Origin of the sequence: Kribbella sp. NBC_00662 (assembly GCF_041430295.1) — a bacterium.
Classification (GTDB): domain Bacteria; phylum Actinomycetota; class Actinomycetes; order Propionibacteriales; family Kribbellaceae; genus Kribbella.
In genome coordinates, this window is sequence record NZ_CP109029.1 from 2,070,195 (window position 1) to 2,086,852 (window position 16,658).

Here is a 16,658-nt window from a genome sequence, read left to right on the forward strand (position 1 = left end):
GCCTCTTCATGGATAGTTCGAGTATCCGCTTATGGATACTGATACTATCCATGAAAGGCAACGGGAAGGCAAGGGAAATGCGGATCGGGGAACTCAGCAAGGCGACCGACGTACCGGTGCCGACGATCAAGTACTACCTGCGCGAGGGCCTGCTCCCGGCCGGCGAGCTCAGCAGCCCCAACCAGGCGTCGTACGGCGAGGCCCACGTCCGCCGGCTGCGCCTGATCCGCGCGCTGATCGAGCTCGCCCAGGTCCCGGTCGCCCAGGTCAAGGAGATCCTCGAGTCACTCGACTCCGACACCGAACCCCTGCACGAACAGATCGGCCGCGCACACCGAGCCCTCACCCCGACCCGCCGCCTCACCGCCAGCCCCGAAGCGCGAGCCGCCGCCACCGCCCAGGTCAACGAGCTGATCGAACGCCGCGGCTGGGCGGTGGAACCCGAGGCCCCCGCCCTCGCCACTCTCGTCGACACCATCGCCGCGATGCAGACTCTCGGCCAGGCCCACCTGTCCGAGTACCTGGACGCCTACGCCGAGGCTGTCGAGAAGTTCACCGAGCTCGACATCGCGGCCGTGAGCGCCCGCCCCACCCGCGACCAGTTGGCCGAATCAGTCGTCATCGGCACGATCCTCGGCGAGACCCTGCTCTCCTCGCTGCGCCTCCTGGCCCAGGAATCCATCTCGGCGAAGCGCTGGGGTCGCGGCTAGTTCAGAGCCGTCAGTCAGGAGCCGTCGGTCAGGAGCGGTCGGTCAGGAGCCCTCGGTCAGGCCCGGGATGATCTTCGCCAACGCCTTGTGGAGGGTGCGCCGCTCGCTCTCGGTCAGCGGGTCGAAGACCAGTTGGCGTACCAGTTCGACGTGGCCCGGGGCCGCCTTCACCAACTCCGCGTAGCCGTCGTCGGTGAGGATCGCGTTGGTGAAGCGACCATCGTCCGGGTCGGGCTCACGGCGTACCAGACCGCGATTCTCCAGCCGGCGGATGAGGTGGGAGAGCCGCGAGAGCTCGGAGTTGGTCAGGATCGCCAGCTTGCTCAGCCGCATCGTGTGGTCCGGCTGGTCCGACAGGCCGGCGAGGACGTAGTAGTCCAGGAAGCTCAGGCCCGAGTCCCGCTGCAGCTGGGTGCCCAGCGCTGTCGGCAGGCTGGCAATCACCAGATGCAGGGCCTGCCAGGTCTCCAACTCGTCCGCGGTCAGCCAGCGGGGCTCAGTCTTGCGGGCTCCTTCGGCGGCCATGGGTGCAGCATAGGCCACTCGAGGCTTGACTTGAATCTTCAAGTGACCGGTCGTACCGTGGTTGATGACATGAAGATTCAAGTCATCCCCTCGAAGGAGTTGTCGCTGTGAGCGACCTGAAGATCGCGATCATCCTCGGCAGTACCCGTCCCGGCCGCAACGGCAAGGCGGTGGCCGACTGGGCACTCGCCCAGGCCCAGAACCGCACCGGGGCCACCTATGAACTGGTCGACCTGCTCGACTACCCGCTGCCCCACCTCGACGAGTCGATCCCGCCCGCGGTCGGTCAGTACGCCGGCGAGCACACGAAGGCCTGGGCCGAGAAGATCGCCGAGTACGACGGCTTCGTGTTCGTCACGCCGGAGTACAACCACTCGACGTCCGGCGTACTGAAGAACGCCATCGACTACCTGTACGCCGAGTGGAACAACAAGGCGGCCGGCTTCGTCTCCTACGGCTCGCTGGGCGGCGCCCGCGCGATCGAGCACCTACGCGGGATCAGCGCCGAGCTGCAGATCGCGACCGTCCGTCAGCAGCTGTCGTTCTCGATGTTCACCGACTTCGAGAACTTCTCCGAGTTCCGCCCCGGCCCGCAGCACGAGGCCGCCGCAACCGTCCTCTTCGACCAGCTCGAGTCCTGGACCGGCGCCCTCAAGCGCATCCGCGTCAAGCAGGCTGTAGCAGCTTGATCGTCTAGCATCCATTGCCGGCCACCGCGCGGCGTCGGTCTGGCGTACGTGGGAACTCTCGTCATTCATCGCGAGCGAATCACAGTCGCCAACCGGCGGGCCGCTAGGTTTGGATCTTCGTGCTCCCAGATGCGAATGACCGTCCACCCGGCGCCTGACAATCGGGCATTCGTGTCAGCGAGCCTGGTCCCGGCAACGTTAGCGTCCCAGAAGGCGGCGTACTGCTGCGGATGTGCCATGTTGAGGGCAGCCGTGCCAGAAGCAGCCATCGATGAATACAGCGACCCTCGCGCTGGAGAAGACCATATCGGCTCTCCTGTTGAGGGACCGCAGGGCCGCGCGTCTACGCGATACCGAAGTCCCAGCGCGTGCGCGGCCCTGCGGATTGCCAACTCCGGGGATATGTCCCGTCGGCGATTCGCCTGCATCCGTCAGCGCGCGGCTGGGGATGCAGCCGTCGACTCCTGCTCGCCCACGGCTCCCTTACCTGCCCGGGCTGTCATCCGTCGTAGGCAACTTGAATTCGCAGCGTGCCCTCGCTCGTGTGGAGTAGAGCGTCGCCTCGCCCAGCGAGCGACTCCGCCCCAGTCTCGTCAAGGACGATTCGACTGTCAGTTGCGGTTTTGACGCGGAGGGCGAGCTGCGCTGGGAAATTGGACCTGATCGTCGTTGAGATGACGTCTGCACTTGGGCGCTGAGTCGCGGCGATCACATGAATGCCGGCCGCACGCGCTTTCTGAGTCAGCCTCCTGAGCAGATCCTCGATCGTCCGCTTGTCATCGGGATCGCTGGTCAGGTCTGCGTACTCGTCAAGGACGATGACGATCCAGGGTCGTTTTTCCCCGGCTCCGACCTTCGCGTTGAATTCGACGAGCTTCCGAGCACGAACGGCCTTCATCGCTCGATACCGATCGTCCATCTCCGATACAGCCGCCTCGAGAATATCGATCGCGTCGGCCGCGTCCATGCCAATCGCGCCGTCAAGATGCGGATCATCCTCGAAGTCAACCAACTCCGTGCCCTTGGGATCCACAAGGCGGAGTCGCACACTGGCTGCGTCGTACCGAGTCAGTCCCTTGAGGATCGTGTCAAGCGCAACCGACTTGCCTGATCCCGTCGTTCCCGCTACGAGGAGGTGAGGAGAATCAGGCGATGAGAACGAGATCCCGACCGGCGTTCCCGAGATGTCGGCGCCGATCGGAGTCGTGAGGTCGTTGGGGTCGACCGGCCAGCTATCCCACAGTGCGGCTGCTGCGACCCCGAACTTCTCGTCTTCCACCTTGGGAATCTCGAACACGACAGCGCCGCGGTCATTCCTGGTCCGAATGCTGTACCCAGCGGGCAGTTCGAGAGCGAGGAAGATCTCCTCGCGACGATTGACAACCTTATCGACGGTTACACCAGGTTTGGGGACGAACCGCAGCGCATAAAATCCAGGCCCTTCCTTCCATGGATCGTTGTCCGGCGGTCCGACCTGAACGTTGTGGAGGCCAAACACATCGAGCACCTTGTTGTACCGGCGGCGAATCTCATCGTTGCCGAGGCCAACGACATGGTCAGAGACCACCTCAGGCATTACCCGTGGACCCGTCCCTGATCCAGCGGCAGTGTTCCGACCAGCTTCCACCTGTCCAGGAGGACCATCAACCTTGGTCTGGACATCCGGCGCAGCTTCGTCAATTCCGTCTTCTGAACGCAATCCCACCTCAGCGCGCCAGCTGCCGTGAGTAGTTGCCGCTGACGTCGCGGGGTCAACCCCCGCACGAAGCAAGCCGATGACCTCCTGAAGCTCGGGCCGATTCAAGCGGATGAGGGTGTGCCTACCCAGACCACGGGGAACTGGAGCAGGCTCGTCCTGAGCGGCAGCGATTGCAACGACGACACCCTCGACGGAACTGAGCTCGACATTGCCGGCGCGAAGTTCCTCGACGACACGTACCTCGAGATCGGATCGACCAGGCCCCACCCGAATACGCGACGGCAACTCCGATCCTCGGAGCTCCTCGCGACTGGTCTGCTCGATGGCTGCCGCAAGCTCCTCGAGCCAGAACCTGTGATCATCCGTCGCCTCATCCCCTGATGCGAAAGCAGATCGACATAGATCAGTCGTACGGTTCAGTTGCTCTTCGGCAGAGCCATGGTCATACGTCTGCCGGAACTTCGACTCGGCGACGAGTACGTCGAGCGAAACACCACCATCCTCGTTCAATGTGAGAACGAATCGACCGAGGTCTGCTCTCGTCTTCGCACCCCGACCGAACCATCGCTGCTGCTCGTCGAAGCTGAGCCACACGATGAGGCAGGTCTGGTCATCCATCACCGGCGAGCGCTGTTCGATGACGAAGCGCGTCGCGACGAGGCCGACGACTTCATTGATGGTGGTCCCGATGCCAAGCGATCTCAAGACAGCGCCAGGTACGACGTTCCGTCCCACGGCGTAAAGCCTGGCTGCCGTGTCCTCGGCTTCATCGGCACGGACGGCGCCAATCTCCACCAGCCGTCGCTGCAAGCGTTTCACCACCAACTGCCGGCCCGTTTGAGAGCTGACGATCAACGTGTACGCCTCGTTCTTGCCGACTCCGGGCTTAACCAGGATCACGTCAGGACGATCGCTGAGGTTGTCGACCTGGTCGCGCCCGATGAACGAATCAAGAGTCACGACCCAGTGGGCGACGCAGTGGAGCGCGAGGAACAACTTCTGATGTTGGTCGAACTGGATCTGCATCTCGAAGTAGTCGGTGTTGCCCTCCGCTTCTCGAGCCACAGCCGACCGACGATCGTAGCGAACGCAAAGTGTGGACCACGTCTCAAGGTCAGCATCAGGCGCGCTCGGGAGGAGCTCACGGACGACGTTCTCACTTGACTCCGTGAGATTGTGCGCTGCCGCATGCGTCCACGGGTCATATCGGCCAGCCATCGTCGCCGACGGGTCTCTCGTACTTGAGTTGAGGCTCGTCTGCGTGCCGAAGAGTGCAGGCGCCAGGGCAATGTCGATCGAGTCTTCGAGGCCGGCCAAGTCTGCATCTCGCTCCGAGTTCCATGGCTTCAGCACAAGCTGGACGTCCGGCAGGAAACGCTCATCCATCACATCGGAATCAGCGAACTCGGAGTCGAACGCCTGAATGATGCCGTGGTGCGTCTCGCGTGGTGCAAGTACGACGAGATCGAGGCGGAGCTTCGGGCTCTTGGCACGCACCCTCTTCGCCACTCGCACCGGCAGTACCGGATCGCCATTTCGATCGAGTAACAGGACCGACAGGCCATCCTGCTTGTGCGGATAGGTCGCTAGGTAATCAGTGATTACACGGACCATTTCCTCGATCGCTGCGTCATCCACGGCCGCCAGCCAGTCCCGCGACTCATTACCCCCTTGGCGAACTGGCGCATATTCCTCGTGTCCGGCCGATTCGCGCATCGGGATCGCAACCGTTTGACTCGGTCCTACGACCACCGCCGGCGTGCCGTGTGGTGAAACACGCTCGAGAGTATCGAAAAAGAGGTCGCTGTTCTCTGAGTTGAGCTTGAGGCGCTCGGTGAGTGCCTTTGATATCAGACTCGTCAATTGTGCGTAGTGGCGAGCGAGCCAGCGGAGTCGCAGCGGATGGGTTGCAAGCATGAGGATGCGATGCTCAGCGAGACGGACAACGTCGCTGAGCACTACATCGGAAAGATCTGGGTCCGGTGCGTTCGCTGGGACTAGCTGCGCCCGTGCGCGGCTGATCGTCTGATCCCATTCGTCGAGATACGACGTGACGATGTCAGCGTCGATGCCATCGGCAAACTTGGCGAAGTGCCTTCGGCGGAGGTCGAACAGTTCGCCACCGAACTGACCGGCGGGGCGTTCGACGCCGGATCGCTGCCAGTCTCGCGGGTCAGTGAACTGGTCGAGGAATCCATCGAAGCTACCGCCGTACACCTCTCCAGGAGGGACCTCGAATCCGCGGAGAAACGCAGCGACGGCGATCTGCCCGGGCGTCGCGAAGGGATCCCAACGGAAGCGCCTCTGGGCACTTCCTTGCATCTCCACGACGATCCGGATCGGAGCCCATACTTCCGACGCATCAAGCGGCTCATCGTCCGGGGGAAGCGTCCGCAACTTGCAATCGAGGAGATCGGCGTCGACTTCCAACCCAAGGCGAAGACCGACGGAGGCCTGCACCTGCTTGAGGCTTCTTCCATAGAGGAAAGCGAACAGCCACCGCGTCCAGGCGCCGGCTTCGGGGGCGCCCTCGACCCGAACGGTTACCGTTCCTTCCTCCTCATCATCGAAGTACGTAAGTTCCCGCAACAATGCGCGCAGCGGATCAGGCACTACGAGTGAATCAGGAAAGGCGATCTTCTCGACTCGCCGACGAAGCGGCTTGGGAAGTACATCGGCGAGTGGCTCCGTATCGGCCGGTGGCTCGGCGAAGAGGAACCGCTCCGCGGCTTCCTGATCGCTGCGATCGAGACCGTCCTCAACCAAGAGTGCATCGAACTCATCGAGCCTCGCGGCGGCAGAACGTTCGATGGCCTCGCGGATCTGGCGGCCGAGGCCAATCTTTGCCGAGCGCTTCTCGAAGACCTCGAGCCATAAAGAGAGGTCAAGAGCGCGCCGTGCACACTCGGTTCGTTCTCCGGACTCCATCACGAGATTCCGCATGTGGGTCTTTGCCTCGTCCGACGACAGCCCAACACGTGCGAGCGAGACGTCGGTCAGCTCCGCCGCATCGATGCGTGCAAGCAGATCCTCCTCCGTGAGGATCGCTCCACTTGGTTGCCTGAGCCCGCTAACTCGGACGTTCTTCCTGATCCGAGCCTCGAGCGCGCTGTCCGACACGAACAGGTCACCGTCAGGGAACAGACCAAGAGTGGGTAGCGCATCCGAAACTGCCGATTGAGTGACCTCGGCAGTGTGGACTTCGGCGTTCACGACCGATGTGGCGGATTCTACGAGATAGCGGGCCAGGCGGCGAAGCGAACGCCCCTCCTCCTCTGACTCAGACACGGCACGCCAAACGCGCAGCTGATGCGACTCGAGAGTCCTCGGTGTCGTGCCTTGGCCACCAGCCTCGAACCAAGCTTCCCGCGCGAACGTAGCAAATCGCTTGTCCTGTTCGACTCCACTCACCAAGGAGGAACCGTCGAGTCTGTTGACCGCCGTCAGGCCCTGAGCATCCGGAGGAACACCCCAGTCGAAGAGCAGCACGGATTCGCCCGAGCCGGTGACGTTGCGCCACGCCGTCAGCTGTTCGCCTGGCTGGAGAAGGAACTCCGGGGGGATCCCGTCTATCGCCTCGGAAGTGCCGACCTTGACCAGTACCTCCGCAGCCGTTCCTGAGTTCAGCTGCCGTGCAGTCTCCACGAGCGCAGACTTGACGATGGGCTTGTCGAATCCGGCGACGCGCAAAGCGGCCCTGGTTCCATCGCTGCCCTTGGTCACTGACTCCAGCGCCACGAGGGCAACCACGCGTCCAAGCGTCCTGTCTGCTCCGTCGATCACCGAGGCTCCCCATGTACGATGCTTGTCGCGTCCGAGTACTGAGTCAGCAATCCGGTCGCTGCCAAGCGAGACCGAAAAGCATCGGAGTTCCGCTCGTACACCGATGCGTCGACATCGACCGTCAGATCGTTCTCACCAGCGGTTCGCTCATCGAGGATGATCCCGTAATCCTCGTACAGCCGAGCACAGAAGCTATAGAACTCCTCCTCGGATCCGGGTTCCAGGCTCGCGGAGACGATCGCCTCCAGCATCGGAGGTTTCATCGTGAAGTGACGCCGGCCTGTCGTGGCATTCAGCGCACCAACGGCGGCGAGGGTCTCCGAGAAGAAGGAGCGTGGAGAGCCCGTCCCTACCGCACTCTGGGACATGTGCCGCGTATATCGCAACGCCAGACTCTCGTTCCCCATCGCCAGCGCATCGTCGTGGAGGGTGGTAGCGCGGGCAATGATCGCGTTGACGATGTTCTTTCGGAATCCGTCGAGTGCGTCTTGAGACAATCTTCGCAGAGGTGTGGCGTCCTTCATGAAATCGACGAAAACCGTCTCAGAGGGCTGCGCCAACGACGACCGCGCAAGATGGAGCTGATGGCGTGCGAGGCAGAACGGAACCCAATGCATGAGACTCTCGATGCGCTTGGCTCGCGGTAGCTGCGCCCGAGAGACGATGAAGTTCACACCGCGTCGCAGATACTCCGGCCATGGGCTGCGGTCCTCGTATATCTTGATGTCCGACTCGGACCCGTCCTCGTAGGGCTTCGTGTCCTTCGCGTCGTCATGAGCTCGGAGTGAGCGGGCGATCTCACCGAGCGCGGATTCACTGTCTCGCACAAGCTCGAGCAAGCCATCACGCGTACCGTTACGGCGGGAATCATCGAGGTCCGTTCGCAGGACCTTGTAAGCCCAGGACCCGCCATCGCGGAATACATACCTCTCGATGTGCGGCACCTTTGGCGCGTCGCGCTTCGTTCCGGCCGCCCTCCGCTCGGCGGCATCGTAGTGGATGAGCTCCCCGACGAACGGATAGAGATGGGTGTTGTACCAGCTGGGCAACTTCCGTCGACCTGGTATCTGCACGAGCAGCGATGAGGACAGCGCCTGGAGGGTGGCCAGGGTCTCTTCATCGTCGACGGCCTCCGCCAGCGTCTTGGGGTCGATCGTCGCATTGACGGCGATCCGTCGCGCGAAATCATGCGATGCCCGGATGTACGACACGACGTCGCTCCCCACGTCAAGGAGCGCTGAAGGGTCCACCTCGTAGACACCGCGAGCGATTGCGAGCAGTTCGAGCGACACGTAATAGCCACGGCCTTGTTGCTCGAGATTCACGCCAAAGAGGTCGAAGACGACCTCTGCTTTCGACCTGTCCGGCATCAGACACGCACCGATCGAATTTCGTTGTCAACGTCGATCATGATCTTCCGCGGTACCGCTCCTACCAGAACCTGGATCACCTCGCGCTCGCTAGCCCCATCGGCAAGAGCGGCCAGGGTACTGGTGAGCCCTCGGATCTCGGCCTCATGTTGAGTCCCGCTCCGTAACCCTGCGGCCCATCGATTCAAGAGCTCGAATCGCAGAAGATCGACTTCCACGGCAACCGGCTTCCCCCCTGGCGGTCCCGGGATCCGTATGAAGATCGAGCGGTTCAGCCACTCGACAGCTTCGTGCATGACGGGTACCTGTGCTCCGGGCTCGGCCTCGCTCATCCATTGACTAATCTGATCTACCAACTGCACATGACGATTGGTGACGCTGCGAGAAACGACGGCCGCCTTGGTGCGATGCGAGAAGAACGCAGGATCGAGAACGAGGAAATCAGGGTTGTTCCCCACTCGATGGATACCCTGGATGGCTTCGAGGCCCTTGAGGACGACATCACGGATACCTGTCTTACTCGAGTCTGACGTATCCGGTGCGATCCTGACGAAATCATCACCAGCGCTGAGTCCAAGGCGAGCGAACTGATCCGATCCATCGCTGTTGAAGAAGTCGGCCCGCCGCAGGAAGATGTACAGCTCCCGAAGCGCGCTCGCTTCGCGCTGCAGGTCCTGTGAAGTCCTGATCCGACGCCCGTCGGAGCCCGGTACTGGCGGGCGAAAGGCGACTTCTGCGGCCTCAGGTTCGAGAGCATCGTCGACCTGCCGACGTGACACCTTCCCTGGATCCAGCCTACGCAGAGCTGGTAGCGCCGGAACCTGCTGGCGCTGTTGGAGCGTGAGGCGATCACCAAAGAGCGCTTGATGGTACTGATGCGGGTGCTGCCAGGATCGGTCGGCATGCGCGTTCCTGTATCGCCGATGAACGTCGTCACACGTCAAACCACCTGTTATCGCATAGGCGAGAGTGGACAGCGCCTGCCGTGCGGTCACCACCACCCCAGTGCGCTCTGCGGCGCTGAAGACGGCGCGTATGGCATTGCGACGCCGTGGCCCACTGGCACTGTCGGAAAGTGCTTCGTGGTTCGACAGAATCGGGCAGACCTCGCGAGCGTCACAGCGTTTGCAGATCTGCCATGATCGCTTGTCGACGGCCCAACTCCGAGTCGCCCAATCGACCAGGCCATCGCCTACGCGATCTGGCGCAACGGATTGGTAGTTCAGGTTGATGACGACGACAGCGCCATCGCCACTGGCGACTGTTCCTCGAGTGATGCCGGCTTCGAGGGTGTCAACGACTACTTGAGCACGTCCGGTCCAGTCCTCGGATACACAGTTGCGCAACTGTCCTTCGTTCGCACAGACGATCGCGACTTCGTCCGAAGGCAAGTTCAAGAGGTCGACCAGCCGTTGCGCGCCGAAGCTGGCGGAGAAGTCACTCAGATCCTTGAGCATGAAGATGGAGCGTCCACTCCTCGTCTCACCGACAGGCTCACGTCCGTATTTTCCGGCCCGTTCGACGGCGGCAGCTGCTTGTTCCTTCGTCGAATCCAGATCCTCCAAGAGGCTGGCGCAGAGGCTCGTCTTACCGTGGCCCGCATCCCCGGTCAAAATGACCGTTCGAGTCGCCGGCCGCTCGACCACACTGAGCAGGTAGTCACGCGTTGCGACCCGGAACATCGGCTGGCTGCGGTCGGTCTGACGCTCGAAGACCAAATCTGCGCTGTCGGCGTCGAACGGCTGATATCGGTGCATGCGCCCCACGTGCCCGTTTACCTCAAGCGCCATAGCCGTCGTCTTCCTTCCCCCGTCGAACCAGGTCTCAGCGATGGTATCGCCGTCCGTAGCCCCCGTGTCGACACTCCGGCATGCTGCCGATTCGTCGAAAGCAATCGAAAGCAATCGTCTGCGACTCACACCCTCGACACATACGGGCCCGGATCATCGACATCGCTCACGCCACGTTTCGAAGCGCCTAACTCGGTCTAGCCTCGAGTAGGCTGATATCTCGATCGACTCAGTCACGAACCGAGAGGGGAGCACGGATGGCGAGCGGGCATCCCCTTCGTGAACGCCAACGCCCTGATTTCGAGCTCGGGGATCGAGGCATCGTCGCCGTGGATCTCTTCTCCGGCTGCGGCGGCCTGACTCTGGGCGCTGCTCAGGCGGCACATGACCGGGGGCTCGCTCTCGAGGTACCGCTTGCCGTGGACGTCGAGCAGGCCCCGGTCAACGTCTTCAAGGCAAACTTCCCGAAGGCACACGTCGAGGTGGCGACAGTCGAGAAATACTTCGACGGGGAGCTTGGTAGCCAGCCGACTGCGACGGAGCTCGACGTCCGCACTCAGGTCGGTGAGGTCGACATGCTCATCGGGGGGCCACCATGCCAGGGCCACAGCAACCTCAATAACCATACGCGCAGAGATGATCCCAAGAACCGACTCTATCTACGGATGGCACGCGCTGCGGAGATATTGCGACCACGCGTCCTCATCATCGAGAACGTGCCCGCTGTCGTTCACGATTCCCAGCAGGTCGTTGCCCGAACGACGGATCATCTGGAGGCAGTCGGATACGAGGTCGCCACGACGCGGGCCGAGCTCGTTCAGCTGGGCATTCCTCAGACCCGTCGACGCCATATCTTGCTGGCGGTGCGTGCGGATGCCCTGCCGATTGGAGTAACCGCTACCGCTCTCTCAGTGCTCGTGCCACAACCGACCCACGACCTCCGATGGGCCATCAGCGATCTCGAGCACATCAGCGCCGAGCGTTGGGTCGATCAGCCATCGAAGATGAGCCCCGAGAACCAGCAACGCATTCAGTGGCTTGCTGAACATGGCGAGGTCAACCTGCCGAACGAGCTTCGTCCAGTATGTCATCAAGGAGATCATTCGTACGTGTCGATGTACGGGCGATTGAGCTGGGACCAGCAAGCTCAGACGATCACGAGCGGGTTCGGAAGCATGGGTCAAGGCCGCTACGGCCATCCATCCCAACCAAGAACCATCACGCCTCATGAAGCCGCCCGCATTCAGGGCTTCCCGGACTACTTCCAGTTCGACGCTGCCGGGACGCGGACTCAATTGTCAACGATCATCGGGAATGCAGTTCCGCCGGCGCTTACCCGCGTCCTCACGACGCAGCTGATTGACTCGCAGGTTCTCGGACAAGCGGACCGGAGCGGACTCGAGGAGTCGGCCTAGTCGAGATGCCACGCGGGCGAAGTCACCCGTCGTGGGCCATATCGACAAACCGCGAGTAATGCCCCTGAAAGGCAACAACCACGTCGGCGGTCGGGCCGTTGCGATGCTTGGCAACAATGAAGTCCGCCTCCCCAGGCCGAGTCGACTCCCGCTCATAAGCATCCTCACGATGCAAAAGAATGACGACGTCGGCGTCCTGTTCTAGCGATCCCGATTCGCGGAGGTCGGAGGCCATGGGGCGTTTGTCGGAGCGTTGTTCGGAGCCTCGGTTCAGCTGGCAGATGGCTACTACGGGGAGCTCGAGTTCCTTGGCGAGGAGCTTGATGGAGCGGGAGAACTCGGAGACTTCGAGTTGGCGGGACTCGACCTTCTTGCCCGATGTCATCAGCTGCAGGTAGTCGATGATGATCAGTTTGAGGTCGTGGCGCTGTTTGAGGCGGCGGGCCTTGGCGCGGATCTCCATCATCGTGAGGTTCGGGGAGTCGTCGATGAAGAGCGGCGCCTCGGAGACTTCGCCCATCTTGCGGGCCAGGCGGGCCCAATCCTCGTCGGTCATCTTGCCGTTGCGCATGTGGTGCAGCGGCACCTTCGCCTCGGCGGAGAGCAGACGCATGGTGATCTCGTTGCGGCTCATCTCCAGCGAGAAGATGCACGAGGTCAGGCCGTGCTTGATCGAGCAGGAGCGGGCGAAGTCCAGGCCCAGCGTGGAGTTGTGGGTCGGGATCATCGTCTTGCCGGCCAGATACAGATGGTCGGCGTTGTCGACCTCGACGCAGCGCACCGGGACGCCGACGACCGGGTCGACCCACTCGACCCGGCGCTCGCCCTCACCGACGAGCGCGGCCGGGAAGCCGTGCCCGGTGATCTGCCGCGGCGCCGACCCGGGGATCGACGGTGTCAGTCCGGGACTCGCTGACATCGCCGTGTACAGGTCGGCGGTCGTGCAGACCACCGGGCGGCCGCCGTCCTCGACGAGCCACTGGTGCTCGGCGTCGGCGACGATTGCACTGCCGTCGGAGAACGACAGCCGGAAACAGGGCCGGTCGACCATCACCTCGGTCGCCGCGACCACGGTGGTCGGCAGCCCGTTGGCATCGAGCAGCTGGTCGCCGACCGCGACCTCGCCCATCGTGGTCCAGCCGGTCGGCGTCGGCAGCGGGGTGTCGAGCGCCAGCGCCTTCCCCATCGCGGGACGGGCGGCGACGATGATCATCTGACCGGGGTGCAGCCCGTTGGTCAGCTCGTCGAGATCGGTGAACCCGGTCGGCACGCCGACCATCGCGTCACCACGGGAGTCGATCGCCTCGATCTCGTCGAGGGTGCCCTCCATGATGTCCTTCAGCGGGGCGTAGTCCTCGGCGGTCCGCTTCTCGGTGACCGAGTAGATCTCCGCCTGCGCCTCGTCGACGACATCGTCGACCTCGCCCTCACCGGCGTACCCCAGCTGGACGATCTTCGTGCCCGCCTCGACCAGCCGGCGGAGGATCGCCTTCTCGCGGACGATGTGGGAGTAGTAGCTCGCGTTGGCCGCGAGCGGGACGGAGGCGACCAGGGTGTGCACGTATGGCGCGCCGCCGATCCGGGCCATCTCGCCGCGCCGGTTCAGCTCCGCGGCGACGGTGATCGCGTCGGCCGGCTCGCCCCGCGCATAAAGGTCCGTGATCGCGTCGAAGACGCTCTCGTGTGCCGGCCGGTAGAAGTCGGTGCCGCGCAGCGTCTCGATGACGTCGGCGATCGCGTCCTTGCTCAGCATCATCGCGCCGAGCACGCACTGCTCGGCCGCGAGGTCCTGCGGCGGGGTGCGGTCGAAGCCCATCTCCGGACGGCGCTCTTCGTGACCGTCGTCCTGACCCCCGCGGAACTCCGCCACGCTCACTTCGCCCGACCTCCTCGTCCGCCGCCGCCCGGCCACTGTGACCCGGTTCGAACACCTGCTCGAACCGTAGCCCGGCCCGCCGACAGTTTCCGGCAGCAGGCCTCGCGACCGTACGCCGCTCCCGTCACCCAAAGCCACCCGGCCGTCCACAGGGGGTGTGGACGAACTGTGGGAAACTCCGTGAGGGGCTGTGCACAGGCTGCGAACAACCCTGTGGATATCTGCGGACAATTGCCCACAACATCGCTCTGACCTGCGGTTTCTCCAGTGCACAACTGTGGAGAAGAAAAAGTCTGAGACGAATTTCCGGACTCCCCCGCCGTCGTGGGTAACCTCGCTCCGGTGAGACGCAGACGATGGGTGGGCGAACAGGATCGGGAGATCCTCCGGCTGGCCGTCCCGGCGTTCTTCGCGCTGGTGTCCGAGCCCTTGATGCTGCTCGCCGACTCGGCGATCGTTGGCCACCTCGGTACGCCGCAACTCGCCGCGCTCGGCGTCGCCGGCACCATTCTGCAGACCCTTGTCGGCGTCTGCGTCTTCCTTGCCTACGGCACCACTTCCGCGGTCGCCCGGCGGATCGGCGCAGGCGACCACAAAGGTGCGCTGGCACAGGGCATCGACGGTCTCTGGCTCGCGTTGCTGCTCGGCGTCGTGCTGGCGCTGCTCGGGCTCGTACTCGCGCCGCAGGCGATTGCGGCGTTCGACCCGTCGCCCGAGGTGGCTGACTACGCAGTCACCTACCTGAGGATCTCGTGCTTCGGCATCCCCTCGATGCTGCTCCTGCTCGCCGCGACCGGCGTACTGCGAGGACTGCAGGACACCAAGACCCCGATGGTCGTCGCGATCACCGCCAACCTCGCGAACATCGGCCTCAACGTCCTGCTCGTCTACGGCATCGGCCTCAACATCGCCGGCTCGGCCCTGGGTACGGCGCTCGCGCAGACCGGAGCGGGCATCGCGCTCGTGGTGGTCGTCGTACGCGGAGCCCGCCGCGACGGCGCCAAGCTGCGACCGGACCGCCCCGGCATCCTGGCGTCCGCGCAGATGGGCGTACCGCTGATCGTCCGGACGCTGACGTTGCGTGCGGCAATCATTCTGCTCACCTTCGTCGCGACGGCACTGGGTACGACGTCGGTCGCCGCGCACCAGGTCGCCTTCACGCTGTGGTCGTTCCTGGCTCTCGCCCTCGATGCGATCGCGATCGCCGCGCAGGCACTCACCGGCCGCGCGCTCGGCGCCGGCGACGTGGCGGGCACCCGTACGATCACCCGACGGATGATGTGGTGGGGCCTGTTCTCCGGCCTGATCGGCGGCCTCGCGCTGTGGGGCCTGCGCGGCGTCTACGTCCCGTGGTTCACCAGCGATCCGGAGGTACGCCGTACGCTCGCAGCCGTCCTGATCGTCGCCGCACTGTGGCAGCCGGTGAACGGGGTCGTGTTCGTGCTGGACGGTGTGCTCATCGGCGCGGGCGACGGCAAGTACCTGGCCGCGGCGGGAGTCGTCGCGCTCGTCCTGTACGTGCCGCTCGCGCTGGCGGTGCTCTGGCTCGGCGGTGGGATCGTCGCGCTCTGGTGGGCCTTCGGCGGGTACATGTTGCTCCGCTTCATCACGCTCACCACACGCGAGCGCCGCGACGGCTGGCTGGTCACCGGAGCTACCCGCTGACCCTGCGGTGCGGCATCGTGGAGCGGAAGGAAAGGAGCGGCATGCCCGACACCGACGACGACCAGTCCGTCGAGCTCGACCCCGCGCAGGAGTCCGGTGACGACGAGACCGAAGGCCGCCGCGAGCGGCGTGCCGCGCAGGCGCGAGCCGAGGCCGACCGGCGCGTGGTGGCCGACCTGACGGCCGACGAGGACGTCGAGCGGCGCACCGAGGAGGTGGAGCAGGCCCGTCTGGAGGAAGAGGACGAGGCCGCCCGTGCCGAGCGACTCGAGCTGGCCGTCAAGGACCAGCAGGAGCTGGACGAGCTGCGCGACCGGGAGCAGCTCCTCGACGCCACCGCGGAGACCACGCGGGCGCTCGAGCTCGCGTACGCCGACGAGGCGGCCCGCGACCGGTACCGCGCCTATGCCACGACCGAGACGCAGCGGTCCATCGGGGATCTGGCCCACGGCCGGCACGAGCTGGACGAGGCGGCCGCACATCCCGATGAGCCCGGCTCGGCCGGACTGGCCGCCGAAGGCCGACGGTACGAACGCGCCAGCGGCATCGAGGCTCGCCGTGCCGTGTCCGACGACCGGCTCGCCGACAGGTACGACGAATCGGCGCAGGACCACCGTCGGGAGGCGCGCCAGACGCAGCCGGACGCCGTCGAGGCGGTGCGGAACCCGCCCAAGGAGACTCCCGAGGCACAGCTCCCCCAGGCCCGCCGCAACGTGCGCAGCAGGCTCAGGACGAAGCGGAAGACCGTCGACCGCAGCGCCGAACCCGACCTCGAACTGTAGCTAGGGCTGCAGCTTCTGGGTCTGGATGATCAGCAGGTTCGCCGCGACCACCACGACGAACACGACTGCGAGCAGCGGGTGCCCGAGACTCCAGAGGGCGGCACCCGCGAGGCCGAACACCAGCACCTTCACGATCCATCGCACCGCCGGCGTACCGCGGGTGGCGGTCGGCGCCGCGAACAGTCCCCAGACCACCGCCGTCACCACCGGCAGCCCGATGGCGAGCAGCCAGCGGGCGAGCGTCGTACCGCCGGTGTCCCAGCCCCACCAGGCAAAGATGCCCAGGGCAACCAACTCGACGAGGAACGCGAGTAGCAGGTTGCCCCACTTCCACAAGTTCAACACCGTCACATC

At 64.2% G+C, this 16,658-nt stretch carries 12 protein-coding genes; 5 read left to right on the forward strand and 7 right to left on the reverse strand.

The window, feature by feature from the left end:
* Positions 1-77: 77 nt before the first annotated feature.
* Entirely contained in the window at positions 78-710 is a 633-nt protein-coding gene (locus tag OHA10_RS10510; RefSeq protein ID WP_371405988.1) for a MerR family transcriptional regulator, read from the forward strand.
* 42 nt (positions 711-752) lie between these two features.
* Here the strand turns inward: OHA10_RS10510 and OHA10_RS10515 are convergent, their stop codons facing one another.
* Positions 753-1,235, reverse strand: a complete 483-nt coding sequence (locus OHA10_RS10515) for a MarR family winged helix-turn-helix transcriptional regulator (RefSeq protein ID WP_371405989.1) — start codon at positions 1,233-1,235, stop codon at positions 753-755.
* A gap of 107 nt (positions 1,236-1,342) precedes the next feature.
* Here OHA10_RS10515 and OHA10_RS10520 point away from each other — a divergent pair, with 107 nt between their 5' ends.
* A complete protein-coding gene (locus OHA10_RS10520; protein ID WP_371405990.1) occupies positions 1,343-1,924 on the forward strand; it encodes an NADPH-dependent FMN reductase in 582 nt (193 codons plus the stop codon).
* A 198-nt stretch (positions 1,925-2,122) separates the two neighbouring features.
* Here the strand turns inward: OHA10_RS10520 and OHA10_RS10525 are convergent, their stop codons facing one another.
* From OHA10_RS10525 to OHA10_RS10540, 4 genes are all read right to left on the reverse strand, one after another.
* On the reverse strand, positions 2,123-2,230 hold the full coding sequence (locus tag OHA10_RS10525; RefSeq protein ID WP_371405991.1) for a hypothetical protein: 108 nt from the start codon (positions 2,228-2,230) through the stop codon (positions 2,123-2,125).
* Positions 2,231-2,423: 193 nt separating this feature from the next.
* A complete protein-coding gene (locus OHA10_RS10530) occupies positions 2,424-7,406 on the reverse strand; it encodes an FtsK/SpoIIIE domain-containing protein (protein WP_371405992.1) in 4,983 nt (1,660 codons plus the stop codon).
* Positions 7,403-8,776, reverse strand: coding sequence for a hypothetical protein (locus tag OHA10_RS10535; protein ID WP_371405993.1), 1,374 nt, complete (start codon positions 8,774-8,776; stop codon positions 7,403-7,405). Before OHA10_RS10535 ends, OHA10_RS10530 begins: the two co-directional genes overlap by 4 nt.
* Positions 8,776-10,566, reverse strand: coding sequence for a hypothetical protein (locus tag OHA10_RS10540; protein WP_371405994.1), 1,791 nt, complete (start codon positions 10,564-10,566; stop codon positions 8,776-8,778). Before OHA10_RS10540 ends, OHA10_RS10535 begins: the two co-directional genes overlap by 1 nt.
* A gap of 257 nt (positions 10,567-10,823) precedes the next feature.
* On the opposite strand from OHA10_RS10540, the gene OHA10_RS10545 reads away from it, so the two are divergent.
* Positions 10,824-11,981, forward strand: a complete 1,158-nt coding sequence (locus OHA10_RS10545; protein ID WP_371405995.1) for a DNA cytosine methyltransferase — start codon at positions 10,824-10,826, stop codon at positions 11,979-11,981.
* Between the two features lie 22 nt (positions 11,982-12,003).
* Here OHA10_RS10545 and dnaB read toward each other — a convergent pair whose 3' ends face one another.
* Positions 12,004-13,797 carry a replicative DNA helicase gene (dnaB, locus tag OHA10_RS10550; RefSeq protein ID WP_371407926.1) on the reverse strand — a complete coding sequence of 598 codons (1,794 nt, stop codon included), beginning with the start codon at positions 13,795-13,797 and terminating at the stop codon, positions 12,004-12,006.
* A gap of 402 nt (positions 13,798-14,199) precedes the next feature.
* Here dnaB and OHA10_RS10555 point away from each other — a divergent pair, with 402 nt between their 5' ends.
* Both OHA10_RS10555 and OHA10_RS10560 read left to right on the forward strand, forming a co-directional pair.
* Positions 14,200-15,522, forward strand: coding sequence for an MATE family efflux transporter (locus tag OHA10_RS10555; RefSeq protein WP_371405996.1), 1,323 nt, complete (start codon positions 14,200-14,202; stop codon positions 15,520-15,522).
* Positions 15,523-15,563: 41 nt separating this feature from the next.
* Positions 15,564-16,304, forward strand: coding sequence for a hypothetical protein (locus OHA10_RS10560; protein ID WP_371405997.1), 741 nt, complete (start codon positions 15,564-15,566; stop codon positions 16,302-16,304).
* On the opposite strand, the gene OHA10_RS10565 is transcribed toward OHA10_RS10560, so the two are convergent.
* Entirely contained in the window at positions 16,305-16,649 is a 345-nt protein-coding gene (locus OHA10_RS10565) for a YrdB family protein (RefSeq protein ID WP_371405998.1), read from the reverse strand.
* Positions 16,650-16,658: the final 9 nt, after the last annotated feature.